The sequence below is a fragment of the Nonlabens marinus S1-08 genome, assembly GCF_000831385.1.
Lineage (GTDB): Bacteria > Bacteroidota > Bacteroidia > Flavobacteriales > Flavobacteriaceae > Nonlabens > Nonlabens marinus.
The window spans coordinates 1,120,220-1,137,985 of the sequence record NZ_AP014548.1 but is presented as its reverse complement, the minus strand read 5'-3'; the positions used below and the strand labels follow the sequence as shown (position 1 = coordinate 1,137,985).

The window sequence follows — 17,766 nt, the reverse complement described above, 5'->3', positions numbered from 1 at the left end:
TCTTTGAAAGTAAACCCCAGAAGCAAATGCTTCTGGGGTTTTGTATAATTAATTACGCGAAAGCAAATCTACTTCACCAGTAATCGTTTAGTAGTCGCAGCTGCTCCTGCATAAACCTTAAGAAAATAGATCCCGCTAGAAAGCTCGTTTACTGAAAAGCTATTGTCAGTGCTTAATGAGATTTCAATTTTAGATCCCAGCAAATTATATAATTCAACAGTATCTATGTTCTGTTGTGCTTTGATCTGTACTAGATCCGCAGCTGGATTAGGATAAAGTATAAACTCAAAGCCGTTGATATCGTCCTCACTTGCCGTATTTTCTTGGTATACCCTCACATAATCAATAACCATTGGGCTCTGGGTAAAACCTGGATCAATGTTTCCCGCGATTCCGCCCATAGCGACATTAAGTAGAATATATTGATCTTTTGTAAAGGGGTAATTACTATTATCCTTGACGGTAGGGTTATAGGTATAATAGGGAACGTCATCAATTAAAAACGTAATCTGGTTAGGAGACCAGTTCATGGAGTACACATAAAAATTATTGGCCACATCATCCAGCATGCGCTTTTTGACATTCACCGTGTTACCAAAACTACTAGGAGTATGCAATGCGCTGGAAACTTCATTAGGGGCAGCAAGGCCGTGTTCCATGACATCAATTTCGCCACAAGCCGGCCAGCTTACGGTACCGAATTGATCGTCCCAATAGCCACCATCTTCATTTATGTTTTTTCCAAGGGTCCAGATCGCAGGCCAGGTACCATCGCCAAAAGGTAATTTTGCTCTTACATCAATCCTTCCGTAAGTAAAAGCAAATTTTGAATTCAAGCGTGCTGACGTGAATTGCTTGGTTTCTCCTTGATCGGTAAAGGTCTCTCGTTTGGCATTGATGTATAAAAATCCATTTTCCATATAGGAATTTTCAATACGGTCTGTATAATGCTGTACCTCGCCGTTGAACCAGCTGCCTCCAGACGGTAATTTTGTTTGATGGAACCAGTTGTTGGGATTGATAGGTTGTTTAGATCCAGCAGTAGTCTCAAATTCATCACTCCAAACAAGCTCTGTATATTCGACATCAATCCTATTTTGATTTGTTGGTGTGGAACCGTCATCCATGTCATCAATTAGAAAAACTCCAGACTTACTCTCGTTGGGTTCCAAGAAAACAGTCAACCTATCGTAAGCACCATCTGCATTGATCACCGTACTTGTACCACTGACCACAGCATTACCAAAATCAAAACTTAAATCTACCCAACGATTTGCCATACCCGCTGGTATTCCCTTAGGAACCTCAACATCGTTTTCTGTTCCACGCTCTAATTTGATGAGAATACTATGCGCTTGATTGTCGAAAACATAAACCCTGGTATTTATAATCTTATCAGTATTGGTATCCACAGGCCTGTCTAAATCGATAAAAAAACCTTCATATAGGTCGTTTCCTGAGTTTTGGAATCTTCCAACCCTATTCGATCCATCTTGTGGATCGGACGCTTGTGAAAAAGAAGCTCCTGAAAAACCTGTAAAGACATCCTGACTGTCTGAAAAGTCAATAGGCATTTGCTGGCTAAACGCTGAAAACGTGGCAGCAATAATAAGAAACAGGCTTAGTAAAAATCTTGGCATGATGGGAGTTATCTTTAAACTAGTAATATACTGGACAAAATCATGTTTTTCTGAAATTCACGCACCAGAATCCAAAAATGCGACTGAAAAAGAAGATGTTACGCAGATTGGAAGTTAATGGCAATTTCAAATACTTAAGACTGTAAGTCGTTAAATATCAAATATTTCACAAAGTATTGGCATAAAAAAAGCTGGAAGTAGTACTCCCAGCTTCTTTAGAAATTAAGCATTTAAGAATTAGTAAGTTTCATTTGAAGGATCCACGGTAATTAAAATCTCGTCATCTTGACCAGAATTCATTACGTAGTACCCGTAGTCTGTTACTAGCATGCTATGTCCTTCATCATCTTTAAATAAAAGACCATCAGCTGTAGGTTCAAAAGTCACTTGTTCATCAAATTTTTTATCATAGGAGAGACGAATCATTTTATCATACCGATTGTCCATATCGTTATCTATCCAAACCGTTTTTATGACTTTAAACGGCGATCCATCTAAATCCAAATCCTTTTCATAAGAACCTTCACTTGACTCTGTAAATTTTAATTTTTGGATTTCTTCCCTGACTACTTTAGACTCAAAAATCTTTTCGCCGCCTTGGGTTATTTCAGTGACTTTAGTTTCTTTTGTTTTATTCTCCAGTTTGTCTTGTGCCTGCAGTGGAGTACTAAATAAAAATACAGATACTGCGGCTGTTATTAAATACTTCATAGTGTTGATTTTAAATTGTTTACCTAATTTAAAAAATCAAATTATGTAATTGTAGGTAATTCACTAGCTTTTAACTGGAATTCACAATTATTAACACAATAATCTTATCGATTCTCATTTTAAGCCTATTTATAATTAAGATAAAGCCTATGAATGAACGGCACAAAAAAGTTAAGTCTAGAAAATTTATCGCTTGAGCGCAAAATACCCACGAACTATAGGGCGGTCTGGTAATTCTAGAGTGAACCAATACGTGCTGGAAGGTAAGGGCTCGCCCATGAATGTACCATCCCATCCACTTGAATCTGGAGAAAGTTGCTTGAGCAATTTCCCGTAACGATCGTAAATCAGCAATCTGGCTTCTGGAAAATCTGACAATGCATCAAGAGTCCATAAATCATTATAGGAATCTGCGTTAGGAGTGAAAAATGTTTGGAAATCGAGTATGGCAAATTGCGAACTATATACTCCGCATCCATTTTTGTCCCGCACCTGTAGATTGTGATAGCCACTAGCTAACCCTGTAAAATCTGGACTATCTTGAAAAACATCATTATCAACTGCAAACTCATAATCACCTGGTCCTGTCGCATTAATAGTCACACTATTATTCCCACGCTGGAAGTCTGTAACATCTATACTATCTAGCACAGCAATGTCAGAGGCATTGACGGTCATCGTAAGTGAGGATTGGCAACCAGACCTATTGGTAACTGTTACTGTATAATCTCCAGGAGTACCAATTAAAATTTCATTTAAACTGGCGCCGCTCTCTCCTGTGCTCCATTCATACAGATCAAAGCCAGTTTCTACAGTCAGAGGCATAGGGTCAACAGCATTTAAACAAAGAATCTTAGGCTCTTGAATGGCGAGCGTCGGTTTTGTAGTTACCAACAATTGAAATTCTACATCTGACGTGCAACCTGTTGAAATTTGAGTAACTCTTGTGAATAAGGTTTGCGGATTGATTGTATTCCTAAAATTGGTCACACTATTCATTCCTGTATCTCGATCAGCTGCGTTTGCATAGTACCTAACATTATGATCTGATGGATCCAGTCCGTTCAATATTTCAGTAGTTTGCACATTCAAATTTGTGGTTACAAACCCATCAAAATCATCGTCACAAACAAATAGATCTGCAGGTATTGTAATTACTGGTGGATTCATTAAACGTAACGGCACACTGATTACCGCATCGCAAAGAGCTCCTATAGGGTCAGTCACCTTAATGTATATCGACTGTGGTATGGGAGTTACTGTAACCATTTCTACTCTAGCATTGCTACCAATAATTGCATCATTTAGGGAGTTGTGATACGTGATATTAAAAAGATTGCTGTTAGGAACTAATTGATCTATAATAGATATTAAATCAAAATTTTCACTGGCTTGCGTCGAGCAAATTATAATTTCATCAGCTTCTGTGTCAATTCTACTGTCATCTACAGTAACTTCAAACTGATTGAAATCAGCACATTCAGAATCTGTGCGTTCCACACGATAGAAGATTTCTTGAGGATTTGTAGTATTAGTAAAAGGAAAGCTAATTGGATTGTTTCCAATGTTAGCATCGTTTAAAGATGTATAAAAGGAAACAACAGCATTCATTTGACCGTTCAAAATATCATCATTTAATGAAGTAAAGTCAAAAGTTTTAAATCCATCCCGACTGCCGTCGTCGTCGTCGCATTCCATAATATCAGGTACATCATTTGCAAATGCGGCCTGAGGGAATGTGGTTGTTCCACCTGTATTTATGGAGAAACCTCCTTCACCAACCGCCAACGCTACTACGATATAATAAGTTTCACCCGCCAGCACATCAAGTTGTCTTAAGAACCCATCACCATTTCCACCTGGACCTTCCTCAACATCAGTCGATGTAGCGTTTAAGCCTGTAGCTGCTGGCACATTGGCAGCTTGCGGGTTCGTACTCGAGCATCTAATCGCTGCGCCTAGATTACTGCAATCGGTTGTTGGACCAAACACGGCAAAATCATAATCTGCTACACCGTCGTCTGGCTCTATAACAAATTCAAAAGTTCCATCTGACCCTACTTCTACTTTGAACCAAGCTTGTGCAAAAGACCCAAAATCTAAACAAGTTGGCGTGGGGTTTCCTGGATCCTCAAATTCATTATAGCCCACACCGTTGGGGGTAAGCCCTAATTCTGTATCACCACAAATCAATATGGCGCCACGACAATCATTAGGGTCGGGACGTGCTCGTTGTGAACACACCAGGATCGGTAATGCTAAAAACAAAATTAGTATCCCTATATACCTAATACCTGTCATCATATTTTTTCAAACACTCGATCAACTGATCTAAGTCAGACTCGTCATTGTAATAAGAAAAACTCACTCGTATACCTGGACCACGCATAGCTGTCAATATGTTTTCTTTTCTCAACCTATCATGCAGCCGTTGGTCTCCTGATATATTAAAAATAGATGAATGCTGCTCTCGCAATACAACTTCTGGCTGTATCAAATCTAATTCTGCAAACCGATGTTTAGCGGTCGTCGCTAAGTGTTGAATCTTAGAGCAGATGTTGTGAATACTATAATCGTTCACAAACTCAATTGCTTTCTCAAGGCCGCTGAATGAAGCACTGTCTTGATGTCCAGGCTCAAAATGACCCATGAACGATCCACGGTCGTTTTTAAACCCTTGCTTGCTGTTGTACCCGGTATATTTTGGTTTTACTCGCTCTGCCACTTCTTCCTTAAATGCCATAAATGCATTACCATCGCCTGCATTGAGCCACTTGTAGCAACTTGCTGCGATGATGTCTATTCCGCTTTCGCGAAAGCGAAATTCTTCCACGCCTATGAACTGCGTTGCGTCTGCGATAATGATCAAGTCAGGGAATTGCACCTTGAGTTCTTTTAAGAAATCTAAATTGATTTTTATACCACTAATGTATTGCACCAGCGAAAGCGCCAAAAAATCAGGCTGGTGCTCTTCACAAGCTTGCCAAATGTTTTGCTCGAGAGTCGCATTGAGTGTGGCATAGTAGCAGTTGAAACCTCGTGCTTCCACAGGCCAATTCACTGATGGGTAATCTCCTTTTACCAGTAAAAAAGTATGGGAAGATGAGATTCCTTCTAGTAAAGCGTTGAACGCTAGTGAGAAGTTAGGAACCAGAGCCGTTAACTGCGGTGCAGCATCTAAGAAGTTTGCAAGGGTATGACGCGCGTTATGGATCAATTCTTCTGCATTTGCGGCGTATATACTCCCACCTACAGCTAATTGTTGATGAAGCTTACTCTTATGCTCCACTAGCGTAGTACTCAACAGGCCGTGGGTAGCAGTGTCAAGGTACGTATAATGATTCAGCGCTAGGTAAAGCTTCTTTAAATTATGCATAGGTTAAGAGGAAGGCGGCTTTGTATCTATTAAATTTGACATAAATGTAAAGCAATGTTTGGTAGCAAGAAAAAAACGGGTGGGGCAATTGATCCCGACCAAAAGGAGATGATTGACAATGCACGAATACGTATAAAGCAAAAGCGAGGCTTATTTACTCACTTTGTGATCTTTCTTCTAGGGTCTGTGGCTTTGATAGTTGTTGGCGTGCGTCAAGATTCGGTAGAAGGTTCGCCTATTTTGGAACGTGAGAGTTTGCTGGAAACTGACTGGTGGATCTGGTTGATTATGATTTGGGTTTTGATTCTGGTGTATCATGCCTTCAGTGTTTTCATTACCAAAAGAATTTTAGGACCTGAATGGGAAAAGCGACAATACGAGCGACTGGTTCAAAAACAAAAAGATCGCATTCAGCAATTGCAGGTGAAGGTGGATAAAAATTTTCCAATGTCTGAAACGAAAACTGTGATAGCACCTGCTAAGACTGAAAGAAAGATCACCATGATAGCTGCCGCTGGAGAAAATAATGAGTTGGGAAAAGACGGAGATTTGGTCTGGCATTTACCAGATGATTTCAAACGTTTTAAAGCATTGACCTCAGGTCATCATATCATCATGGGTCGTAAGACTTTCGCTGGCTTTGACAAGCCACTTCCTAATCGTACCCATATTGTAGTTACTAGAGACAAATCTTATAAAAGTGACAATGCCATTGTAGTTCACGATATGGAGACCGCACTTGCCGCTACAGGATCTGATCAAAATCCATTTATTATAGGTGGTGGAGAGATTTATTCTCTAGGAATGCCCTACGCTAACCAGATTGAGTTAACAAGGGTTCATGGAACTTTTAATGCCGACACTTATTTTCCAAACATTGATACTAAACATTGGAAGCTCATAAGCAGTGAACCGCATGGGAAAGATGAGCGCCACGATTACTCCTTTGATTATGAGACCTGGGAACGAGTCAAGAGTTAAGAGTTAAGAGTTAAGAGTTAAGAGTTAAGAGTTAAGAAAAATGTCAATTCAAGCGCAGTTGCTTGCCTGCCGGCAGGCAGGAGAACAGTTAGGAAGTTAAAAAAATATTGACTTTCAAACATCAATGTACTCGTTGATAAAGACACAAACCATTAATTTTGTAGACACAAACAACTAACATGAAAGCATACGTATTTCCAGGTCAAGGAGCACAATTTACAGGAATGGGAAAAGATTTGTACGACCATTTTGAAGTGGCTAGAGACCTTTTTCATCAAGCCAATGAAATCCTAGGATTCGATATTTCTAAAATCATGTTTGAAGGAACGGCAGACGAATTAAAAGAGACTAAAGTGACTCAACCTGCAGTATTCTTGCACTCGGTGATTCTTGCTAAAGTCATGGGAGAGGATTTTGCGCCAGATATGGTTGCAGGACACAGTCTAGGCGAACTGAGTGCGTTAACAGCAATAGGCGCCTTAAGCTTTGAGGATGGATTGCGTATTGTAAGTGAGCGTGCTCTTGCCATGCAAGATGCTTGCGAGATGCAAGCCAGTACCATGGCGGCAATATTAGGGTTGCAAGATGATGTAATAGAAAAGGTATGCAGCGATACAAGCGGAGTGGTAGTGGCAGCTAATTACAATTGTCCTGGCCAGCTTGTCATCTCTGGGGAAATTCCAGCAGTTGAAGCAGCCTGTGCTACCCTTAAAGACAAAGGCGCTAAAAGAGCCCTTGTATTGCCTGTAGGTGGTGCATTTCATTCCCCACTTATGGAACCTGCTAGAGAACGTCTTGCAAAAGCAATTGACGCTACCGAGTTTGAAAAACCTTTATGTCCTATCTACCAAAACGTAACGAACCTTGCTACTACAGCAACAGATGATATTGTCACAAACCTCATCTACCAACTCACAGCACCTGTAAAATGGACCCAATCCATTCAAGAAATGATCAAGGACGGTGCGACTGAATTTATTGAAGTAGGACCAGGAAAAGCATTGCAAGGAATGATTGGGAAAATTGACCGTAGTGTTCCAGTGAGTCAAGCCGAGGCTCCAGGGATCTAATTTTAAGGATCTAGATTTCTCTAAATTGGGAACGATTACATTTACCAATATTAAGGTTAGCGGTACGCCTCTATATTTTAGGATACAAATATCTTAATCAAGAAAACATTATAGTCTGCATAGAGCCAAGCTATTGCTTGGTAAAAATGATATCTTCTCCCGTTGGAAATGATGGTTGCGGAAATCCGCTTGTGCAAAGTGTGGCTCCAGCGATCTCTTCTGATCGTACCACTGTTCCTACTTGCATCATTATTTTTGTGGTCGTAGGATCCTTGCCAAGAAATTTATAATCTAATTGTACCCAGTTGCCACAAGCGCCTCCTTCGTAAAAATCATTGTACATTATCCCGTCACTTAAATACCTGCTTTGAATAACAGATATCTCGTCATTATTTAAATCGAAGGTGGAAGAAATGGTTAAACCGTTCCTATCGCTTAAAAGAAATCTCGTTAATAAGACATCTTCCGTAGAATTAGAATAATCATCAAAGTAAGTGCCTTTTTCGATTTTTAGAGTTATCTGTCTATCGTTAATAGTACCTTTCCAAACACCTATAAATGGATTTAATATCCCACTTCGATCCTCTATGCGACTGATATTTTCTGGCAAATCATTACCTGTAGAGATATAATCATAATAAACTTTAAGGTCTAAAGTTTGAGAAAAGGTTGAGTGAATAGAATTAGCTAGAACTATTACGAGTATAAGATATTTAGTTTTCATAACATTTTTTAGATTTAAGAATATTCTCATCGTCAAGATAAAACTCACTAACTTCTCCTTGATTATCAATTTTATAAAAATTAAATTTATCTAAGTTTGTATTTGATTCATTTTTTAAAAACTTCAAAAAATTTCGCTTTAAAGATTTAGGAACTCGTTTTGCATACTTTTTGACTTGATCCGGTGTATAAGGATATGCATTAGGTAAATCCTCAACTCTACCATTGTACTTAATAACCAGCGTTTCATAATTACCAGTTGGATTACCTCTAATATCTCTAGTTTCGATTATTAAGAAAGGAATTATTGAATAAATGTCAATTCCGCTATTTTTGGCGTACTTCAACCAGAGTAAATAATTATTGAAATCGGCAGGTGAAAATATAGGGATTTGTGTTTCCAGTTTATCACCAACAATCATCTGGTTTACATGTACATGTCCAGCAATTAAAGATTGTAAATTAGGAATAAACGTTACTCTATTCCTCCCATTCACTTCAAGATTTTTAACTTCACCATTTGACTGGAAATCAATTCCTGTTTCGTGATTCAATCGTGTATTTTGTTTTAATTTGTCTAATTCGGCTTTCAACTTTGGCTCACCGAATTTTTCTCCAACATTGATGCAATCTTTTTCTATAACCTCTTTGTCCGGACCATCATTAGGATCCATCCCAATTAAAATATCATCATCTTCATCTGGCTGCTCATCAGTATCTGCTGCGGTGCCCGATCCACCAGGCCCGTTGCTACCATCGCCTTCACCGCCAGCTGTTGAGCTCGGTCCGGAATCAATGCATCGTGGCTCCCTAATAGAAACTTCTCTCCAAAGCTCAATACAAACTTCCGTTGGCGGGATACCTGATCCAACATAAGAAGAATTGGCGAAATCACACTCTGATGGATCCGTGTGACCGTACCTAGAGCTGCATGGCGACATAAAACATGACATATAGCTCTCAAACCGAACGGTAGTACCTCCACACTTAGGCTGCCATAAATTTAAAAGCTCTTCTCCAACCAGACGTTTCATTTGAATATTATTCATATCTAAACTACCATCACTTAAAACTGAATAGTCCACCAGATGCTGTATTTGAATCGTATCATTAACCATGGTTAGCATAAAGTTTCTAAGAACATGTTGACGTTCCATAGAATCCTGTTTAATCTTAAAGGTAAAAGAGGTATAGCGATCTGTTTCCATAACCTTAATGTAAGAAGTGTCCAATTCTATACCAGAACTCGATTTTGCCACTGGTTTTTGCAAATAATCCATTAATCGACTATAGACGATAGGCTTTGAAGCCAAATCTTTAGCAGAAATAACCCTTCCCGTTATTTCTGGAAATATGGATTCTTCTGTTACGATCTGTATCTCATCCTTCTCGCAAGAAATCAAACAGCAAATTGCTAAAATCGCAACAAAACAGTTACGCAACTTAAAATTCCAAATCATCTGGTTGGTTTTGATATTTGAAATGTAGGGATTTAGGGATTTAGGGATTTAGGGATTTAAATGTGAATTATTCAAGGTTAAGAAATCGTTAACAAATTTTTATTAGGAGAATTCCTTGAACTAAGTACTACTAAAACGACATCAACTAAGCTCGATCAAACATCTCTTTTACACTATAAAGACCTAATAAATTAGCCGTTTCGAGCGGCAGTCGAGAAAGAGCGGTATCTATATGATAGGAATTCTAATAAAACCAAATCTCGACTGCCGCTCGATACTGGTTTAAAAGCATTTTGGCAATCGATAAAACACCAATACTCGCCTGACTGAAAACAAAAATCCCAAGCTCCAATTTGAAATTTGGAGCTTGGGATTTGAAACTTGTGAACGCAGCGAGCTTATAGCTCCAACGCCTTCTTGACATCATTATCCATCAGTAACTCAATCGGGTTTTCTAATGCTTCTTTAATCGCTACCAAGAATCCAACAGATTCTTTACCGTCAATGATCCTGTGATCATAAGAAACCGCTAGGTACATCATAGGTCGTGCAACGATGTCGCCATCGATAACTACTGGTCGCTCGATGATATTGTGCATACCTAAGATTGCGCTTTGTGGCGGGTTGATAATTGGTGTACTCATCATACTTCCAAAAACTCCACCATTAGTAATAGTAAACGTACCACCAGTCATTTCGTCAACAGTAATCTCACCATCTCTCGCGCGCAATGCCAAACGTTTTACTTCTTGCTCTACTCCTCTAAAAGAAAGGTTTTCCGCATTTCTAATTACCGGTACCATCAATCCTTTAGGTCCTGAAACCGCTATGGATATATCAGCGAAATCGTAAGAAATCATCTCTTTACCATCAATCATGGAGTTGACTGCTGGATATAGTTCCAGCGCTCTCACGACTGCTTTAGTAAAGAAGGACATGAATCCTAGTGAAACACCGTGCTTTGCTTTAAATGCATCTTTATATTCCGTACGTAAAGCGAAAATCGCGTTCATATCCGCCTCGTTAAAGGTCGTTAGCATGGCGGTTTTATTCTTGGCACTAACCAGACGTTCTGCCACTTTTCTACGCAACATGGATAGCTTAGAACGAGACTCGCCACGAGATCCAGATCCAGGAGTTCCCATGGATGGTTTTCCTTCTGCTTTTACAGCGTCATCTTTTGTGATTCTACCATCACGACCAGTTCCTTTTACAGATCCTGCATCGATACCTTTCTCGTCCAGTGTTTTCTTTGCCGCAGGACTTGGCGTGCCGCTGGCGTAAGTTTTCTTGGCATCGTTAGGTTGTGGTGCTTTTTCAGAATCCTTTTTGTCTTCTGTTTTATTGTCCTTTTTTGCTATTTCCTGTTCTGGCTTACCACCATAACCACCACCTTCATCGCCTTTACCCATTGAGGATGGAGCATTTTTAGCATCTTTCTCGTTGCTGTCCGCTTCTGATTTTTTATCAGTAGATCCACCTTTGTTCGGGTTTTCTGCTTCAGTATCGATCAGGCAAACTACCTCGCCTACGGCTACAGCATCGCCTTCTTCAGCTTTTAGGGTAATGATACCGCTGGCTTCTGCTGGAAGTTCCAGTGTCGCCTTGTCGCTATCAACCTCTGCAATGGCTTGGTCTTTTTCAACCCAATCGCCGTCAGCGACTAACCATTCTGCTATTTCTACTTCTGTAATCGACTCGCCTGGTGAAGGCACTTTCATTTCTAGAGCCATAATATTATTTGTTGGTATTAAATACGTCTTCTATTACTCGTGCCTGTCTCGCCTTAGATCTCGTGGAGCTTCCTGAGGCTGGAGCGGCATACATGTTCCTGGAGCATACGCGCCAGTTTCTGGTTTCAGTCATGTGCAATAATAGGTGGGCATAAGCTCCCATATTGCGTGGCTCTTCTTGAGCCCATACGATGTCTTTAGACCCGTACTTTTCAATGACTTCGTTAATTTGTTTAATGGGTAATGGGAATAATTGTTCTACTCTTACTAAGGCTACGTCTTGGCGATCGTGTTCTTCTCTATATTCCAATAGGTCATAGTAGAATTTTCCACTGGTGAAGACTAGGGTTTTCGCTTTCGCGAAAGCGTCACCATCCACATCAATCACTTCTTGAAAATGACCGGTAATGAAATCATCAACACTGCTCACTGCACGTGGGCTTCTCAAGAGCGACTTAGGAGTAAAAACCACTAAAGGCTTGCGGTAATTCACCAACATTTGACGTCTCAACAAGTGAAACATGTTTGCCGGTGTGGTACAGTTTGCCATCCACATATTGTCCTTTGCACACAATTGCAAATAACGCTCCATACGTGCACTGGAATGCTCTGCTCCCTGACCTTCATAGCCGTGGGGCAACAATAGAACCAGTCCATTTTGGTTTTTCCACTTGTCCTCGCCAGCACTAATGTACTGGTCAATCATGATCTGGGCACCGTTAGAGAAATCTCCAAACTGCGCTTCCCATATCGTCAAAGTTTCTGGTCGCGCCATGGCGTAACCATATTCAAATCCTACCACTCCATATTCAGATAAGTGGGAATTGTAAATCTCCATCACTCCTTCTACATCGAGTAAGTTGTGGAGTATAAATTCATTCTCGTGATTCTCTGATTTCACAACTGCATGACGGTGAGAGAAAGTCCCTCTCTCCACATCCTGGCCACTCATACGAACGTTGTAACCTTCTTGCATCAAGGTACCGTAAGCCAAGTGTTCACCCATCGCCCAGTCTAGCTTACCGTCATCCCACATGGATTGACGAGACTCTACAATCTTCTTAATCTTACGGATGAAGTTTTCACCTTCTGGCAAGGAAGAAATAGCTTTAGTCACCTCTTCCAGCTTCTCCTTTGCTACACCCGTCTCGACCTTGAGCATCATCATGTCCTCGTCTGCAGTTTCATAGCCTTCCCATTCATCTTGCATGAATGGTGTAATGACAGTATTCTCTTGTTTTCTTGAGGTAGCGAGTTGGTCTTCCAGTTTTTCTTTGAAGGCGCTCTCCATTTCTGAAACTGTTCCTTCTTCAATAATACCTGCCTTCAACAATTTATCTGCATAAATATCTCGCGGATTCTCATGCTTGCTAATCGCCTTATACAATTGTGGTTGTGTGAACCTAGGCTCATCCCCTTCATTGTGACCGTATTTTCTATAACCCAAAAGGTCAATAAATACATCGCTCTGGAATTGCATTCTGTATTCTAATGCAAAGTTCATGGCGTGAACTACGGCTTCTGCATCATCTGCATTCACGTGTAAAACTGGTGACAGAGTCACTTTTGCAATATCAGTACAGTACGTACTGGATCTTGCATCTAAGTAGTTGGTTGTAAATCCTACCTGGTTATTCACTACTAGGTGAATGGTACCAGCTGTTTTATATGCATCCAGCTTGGCCATTTGCACGACCTCATAGACGATACCTTGACCTGCGATAGCAGCATCTCCGTGTAATACGATAGGCAGTACTTTAGAAAAATCGTCTGGAGTGTGCATGTCTTGTTTCGCACGGGCGATACCTTCTACTACGGCACCAACGGTTTCTAGGTGTGAGGGGTTGGGAACAATGTTGATATTGATCTGATTCCCGTTATCTGTTTTGCGCTTACTGGTATATCCTAAGTGATACTTTACGTCCCCATCAAAAATAGTCTGCTCGTAGTCTTTCCCATCAAATTCAGAGAATATATCAGAAACTGGTTTTCCAAAGATATTTGAGAGCACATTCAAACGACCACGGTGCGCCATACCTAGTACAAACTGGTTGACACCTTTGTCAGCCGCATTTTCAATAAGGCTGTCTAGTGCAGGAATCAAAGATTCATTTCCTTCTAGGGAAAATCGCTTTTGACCTACATATTTAGTGTGTAAAAAGGATTCAAAAGCAACTGCTTCATTGAGTTTCTTAAGTATTTGTATTTTTTGTGAATTCTCAAATTCAGGATGATTGTTGTTGCGGTGCAACCAGCTTTGAATCCATTTCACTTGCTCTGGAGAGCGCACATACATGTACTCTACTCCTATACTTTCACAATACACCTGCTTTAGGTGATCGACGATATTTTTGAGACTGGTTTTTCCTAGACCTATCAATTCACCGGATTCAAACTCCGTATTCAAATCAGCATCTGATAAACCGAAGTTGCTTAATTCTAGTGTTGGTTCATATTTGCGACGCTCGCGTACTGGGTTTGTTTTAGTAAACAAATGTCCGCGAGTTCTATAACCATCAATCAGCTGAACAACTTCAAACTCCTTACGCATCTTTTCAGATACGTCTACGCTTTTAGTTTCTCCTCGATCTTCATATACTACTTGAACTTCCCCATCGCCTGCAGTTTCCATTCCTAGGTCAAAACCTTGAAAAAAGGCTCGCCAAGACGGCTCAACGCGGTCAGGATTGATCAAGTATTCATCGTAAAGTTGTGCAAAGTATGCAGTGTGCGCTGCATTCAGAAAAGAAAATCTGTCCATAAATCTGTCGGGAGGTTTCCCGTGTTCAATAGTTCTCGCAAAAGTAAAGAATTGGCATTGTACCACATAACCTTTTGTATATTTATAACGATTGCCCGAAAGATATACCGATGAATTGCACCTGTTTTAATTTTTTAACAACCCTGTTAGGAGTGTTTTTATTGTCCTTTTTTAGTACTGCTCAAACAGGCTCCACTGACTTTTGGAATCAAGTGCGCTATGGAGGCAATCTAGGGTTAAGTTTTGGCACAGGTTATACGGCCGTACAGCTAGCTCCTCAGGCAGTCTATCAGGTGAATCCTATTGTAGGCGTAGGTTTGGGACTTAATGGAAGTTATGTCAATCGCAACTTTGATCGCAACAACGGGTTTGCTAGCGATAATTTAGATTATTCCAGCACCATTCTAGGCGGTAGCATTATAGGAATCGTTCAGCCTATTCCTGAAATTCAATTGAGTACTGATTTTGAATATTTGAATGTAAATCGGGATTTTGAAGACCCTATGTTCCGCGATGATAATTACTGGGTGCCGGCATTATTCTTAGGTGCTGGCTATGCTACTGGCCCTGTGGTTTTTGGCGCTCGTTATGATATTCTCTACAATGAAGGTCGCAGCATCTATCGCAATGGAATCCAACCATTTGTAAGAGTCTTGTTCTAGAGTTCGCTTTCGCGAAAGCGAAAACCCGCTCCTTATTCTTTTAAAGTCTTAATTAAAATCAAACGCTTTTCAAAAAAAGGTTAAGCTTAGGAGGTTTTAAGCAAAATTTCAGAAGGATTAATGAATACTTGGGAAAATCTGACTTGCCTCTCACTTAAATTGTGAAAAAGTCAATCACAATGAAGAAGACACTATGGAGCATGCTCGCTATATCAATAGCCCTTATAGCATGTAATGACAATAAAAAGAAAGATAATCTCACCGTTTCTGAATATGAAACAGAACAAGAAGTTATAGATGAAGAAGTAGATGCGGTAGTTGTAGTGACTCGAGAAGAGGCTGAAACTATGGCAAATGACATGCGCGAGAATGTGGTGCTAGATGAGAATAACCAAGTCTCTATTAAAAGTTTTAAAGCCTACGGACAACTTCAAAACCAAGTAAGAAATTTATCGGTAAAACCAAATACCAGAGAAGTGATGTCTGGTAAGGAAGCGTACCAGGCATTTGAATATTTTGTAGGTGAAATGCCGGCCTATTTAAAAACGAATCTCGTCATGAAAGAAGTGGCCGATGTAAGAATGGCTATGAATAAGTTAAATGCAGACTTAAAGGATAACACAACTTCTGAAGCTACTATTAAAAGACATATTTCTAAAGTTAAGGAAGCTGTAGAAGATTTGAACAATGAAATCGTTGATGTTCGATTGAGTCTAGAAACTGATAATACTATTGACTTTGATGCCTACCGTTCTTTTGTCGACAATGTAAATTATGATGATCAAGGGTACATTACCATTATCAATTTTGAAGAATATGGGCAGGTACAAAATGATTGGGAGGCGTTGATTACTGCTGCTACTGCTGACAAAGATACGTATGAGCAAAGCTTACGTAATAGTTTCAACAATATGGTAGCGAGAATGCCAGCCTATTTGAAAATTGATGATGTTATGGACGCTGTTGCTGACGTCAGAAAAGAGTTGAAAGAATACGAGGCTGAAAAAGCTCAAGCCGATGTCGATCTTGACGAACAACTAGAAAACCTTGAAGAAATTGATGAAGCATTATATGACCTTAATAAAGAGTTATTGAAGTCACGTAGGAAATATGACGATCGCAAAAATGATGCTATCGAGGAATTTATGGAAGAGTTCAACAGCAATTCCAATCAAACCATGAAAGAGCGATTAAGAGACGCTACGGAAGAGTATAATGAAGAGATGCAGAAATAAATTTCCTTTATGAAAAGTTAGATTTCGCAGTACTTACTGATTTAAACGAAATCTAATTTTAACCCACTCACGAGTTAAGAAGCCTAGAACAATCCCTTGTTCTAGGTTTTTTTCTTGTACATCTGCCAGGTAATACAATTGTTGCAGTTTAGGGTTGCTGTCTTCAATAGCTTCACTTAAAACGGAAACCAATTCTTGCAGGAAGGCATTCGGCTCATTTTCTTCTATAGTTTCAAAACCAGATCGTTCCAGATCTTTGTTGACCTGATTGCGGTACACCATGAAAACGTGGTGTTTTGCCTCTAATTTTTCTTGTATTGTAGCGAGTTCCATAGCACTAGCTGATTCTAGACATCAAATCTTCTGAAAATTGTTTGAGAACCTTTTTGTGTGAGGCTTCCATGTCTAAGGATTCTATGGTTTTTAAAGCTTTCTCTGTATATTCTTGAATCGCTTCAAGAGTGCGGTTGGCACCACCACTATTGACAAATAACTCTTTCGCCCGCTCTTTCTTTTGTTCTATTTGATCCTCATTTAGATCCTGGTAATCTTGCTTAAACAGGGTTTGTAACTCTTCAGAAAAGTCTGCATTGTCAATGGATTTTAAATACAAATAAGTCTTCTTATTCTCTCGTATATCTCCTCCTACTTCCTTCCCAAATGTCTCTGGATCACCAAATGCATCCAGATAATCATCCATAAGCTGGAATGCCATTCCTAACTGGATACCGTAATCGTATATCTTTTGCTGTTCGCTCATTTCTTTTCCAGCAATGATGGCTCCCATCTGGAGAGCGCAACCTACAAGAACTGAGGTCTTCAATTTGATCATTAATAAATATTCTTCCACCGTCACATCTGTTCTGGTTTCAAAGTCTACATCGTACTGTTGACCCTCGCAAACTTCTAAGGCCGTTTTAGAAAATAGTTGATTCAGATCGTAAAATGTCTGTACCTCATAATTCAAAAAACACTGGTAAGCTAGAATCATCATGGCATCGCCACTTAAAATGCCCGTATTGACATCCCATTTTTTATGTACGGTGGGTTGTCCTCGACGCAAATCTGCCGCATCCATGATGTCGTCATGCAGCAAGGTGAAATTATGAAACACCTCTACTGCAACCGCAGCGTCCATAGCTTGCTCTACTTTGCCACCGTACATCTGTGCACTCATTAATGTGAGTACCGGTCGCAATCGCTTCCCGCCTAATTCTAATATGTACTGTACCGGTTCGTAAAGTCCCTCTGGCTTAGAATGGTTGACCGTGCGCTTTAAATGCTCGAGAAACTCTGTTCTCAAATTTTCTATCCCTATCATGAGTTCAAAAATAGGAAAGGATCCCTAGTTCATAGTGGGAAAGTGAAGGCTATCGTTAAACAATTTTAAAACTTTGGAAACTTTAGTAGTTTT

The 17,766-nt window shown here is 39.9% G+C and carries 14 protein-coding genes; 4 read left to right on the top strand and 10 right to left on the bottom strand.

Going from position 1 to position 17,766, the window contains the following annotated elements; translation table 11 throughout:
- Positions 1 to 68 precede the first annotated feature (68 nt).
- From NMS_RS05320 to NMS_RS05305, 4 genes are all read right to left on the bottom strand, one after another.
- Entirely contained in the window at positions 69 to 1,640 is a 1,572-nt protein-coding gene (locus NMS_RS05320; RefSeq protein WP_041495772.1) for a family 16 glycosylhydrolase, read from the bottom strand.
- A 237-nt stretch (positions 1,641 to 1,877) separates the two neighbouring features.
- Positions 1,878 to 2,351 carry a hypothetical protein gene (locus tag NMS_RS05315; RefSeq protein ID WP_041495771.1) on the bottom strand — a complete coding sequence of 158 codons (474 nt, stop codon included), beginning with the start codon at positions 2,349 to 2,351 and terminating at the stop codon, positions 1,878 to 1,880.
- A 186-nt stretch (positions 2,352 to 2,537) separates the two neighbouring features.
- The gene (locus tag NMS_RS05310) at positions 2,538 to 4,655 is read right to left on the bottom strand and encodes a T9SS type B sorting domain-containing protein (RefSeq protein ID WP_231862363.1); all 2,118 of its coding nucleotides are present in this window, start codon (positions 4,653 to 4,655) and stop codon (positions 2,538 to 2,540) included.
- On the bottom strand, positions 4,639 to 5,727 hold the full coding sequence (locus NMS_RS05305) for an aminotransferase class V-fold PLP-dependent enzyme (protein WP_041495770.1): 1,089 nt from the start codon (positions 5,725 to 5,727) through the stop codon (positions 4,639 to 4,641). Before NMS_RS05305 ends, NMS_RS05310 begins: the two co-directional genes overlap by 17 nt.
- Before the next feature lie 54 nt (positions 5,728 to 5,781).
- On the opposite strand from NMS_RS05305, the gene NMS_RS13680 reads away from it, so the two are divergent.
- Entirely contained in the window at positions 5,782 to 6,708 is a 927-nt protein-coding gene (locus NMS_RS13680) for a dihydrofolate reductase (protein ID WP_052476739.1), read from the top strand.
- Positions 6,709 to 6,887: 179 nt separating this feature from the next.
- Positions 6,888 to 7,778, top strand: a complete 891-nt coding sequence (fabD, locus tag NMS_RS05295; protein WP_041495769.1) for an ACP S-malonyltransferase — start codon at positions 6,888 to 6,890, stop codon at positions 7,776 to 7,778.
- A 130-nt stretch (positions 7,779 to 7,908) separates the two neighbouring features.
- Here the strand turns inward: fabD and NMS_RS05290 are convergent, their stop codons facing one another.
- From NMS_RS05290 to NMS_RS05275, 4 genes are all read right to left on the bottom strand, one after another.
- Positions 7,909 to 8,502, bottom strand: a complete 594-nt coding sequence (locus NMS_RS05290) for a DUF6705 family protein (protein ID WP_148311338.1) — start codon at positions 8,500 to 8,502, stop codon at positions 7,909 to 7,911.
- A complete protein-coding gene (locus NMS_RS05285) occupies positions 8,492 to 9,961 on the bottom strand; it encodes a hypothetical protein (RefSeq protein WP_148311337.1) in 1,470 nt (489 codons plus the stop codon). Before NMS_RS05285 ends, NMS_RS05290 begins: the two co-directional genes overlap by 11 nt.
- A 398-nt stretch (positions 9,962 to 10,359) precedes the next feature.
- Positions 10,360 to 11,694 (bottom strand): 2-oxoglutarate dehydrogenase complex dihydrolipoyllysine-residue succinyltransferase, encoded by a 1,335-nt coding sequence (gene odhB, locus NMS_RS05280; RefSeq protein WP_041495766.1) that lies wholly within the window; start codon positions 11,692 to 11,694, stop codon positions 10,360 to 10,362.
- A 4-nt stretch (positions 11,695 to 11,698) separates the two neighbouring features.
- The gene (locus NMS_RS05275; protein WP_041495765.1) at positions 11,699 to 14,455 is read right to left on the bottom strand and encodes a 2-oxoglutarate dehydrogenase E1 component; all 2,757 of its coding nucleotides are present in this window, start codon (positions 14,453 to 14,455) and stop codon (positions 11,699 to 11,701) included.
- A gap of 110 nt (positions 14,456 to 14,565) precedes the next feature.
- On the opposite strand from NMS_RS05275, the gene NMS_RS05270 reads away from it, so the two are divergent.
- Both NMS_RS05270 and NMS_RS05265 read left to right on the top strand, forming a co-directional pair.
- Entirely contained in the window at positions 14,566 to 15,117 is a 552-nt protein-coding gene (locus NMS_RS05270) for a hypothetical protein (protein ID WP_052476737.1), read from the top strand.
- A 179-nt stretch (positions 15,118 to 15,296) separates the two neighbouring features.
- Complete coding sequence (locus NMS_RS05265; protein WP_041495764.1) at positions 15,297 to 16,352, top strand: hypothetical protein; 1,056 nt, start codon at positions 15,297 to 15,299, stop codon at positions 16,350 to 16,352.
- A gap of 33 nt (positions 16,353 to 16,385) precedes the next feature.
- Here the strand turns inward: NMS_RS05265 and NMS_RS05260 are convergent, their stop codons facing one another.
- Together NMS_RS05260 and NMS_RS05255 are read right to left on the bottom strand one after the other, a co-directional pair.
- The gene (locus NMS_RS05260; protein ID WP_041495763.1) at positions 16,386 to 16,685 is read right to left on the bottom strand and encodes a hypothetical protein; all 300 of its coding nucleotides are present in this window, start codon (positions 16,683 to 16,685) and stop codon (positions 16,386 to 16,388) included.
- 4 nt (positions 16,686 to 16,689) lie between these two features.
- Positions 16,690 to 17,673 carry a polyprenyl synthetase family protein gene (locus NMS_RS05255; RefSeq protein WP_041495762.1) on the bottom strand — a complete coding sequence of 328 codons (984 nt, stop codon included), beginning with the start codon at positions 17,671 to 17,673 and terminating at the stop codon, positions 16,690 to 16,692.
- Between the last annotated feature and the right edge of the window lie 93 nt (positions 17,674 to 17,766).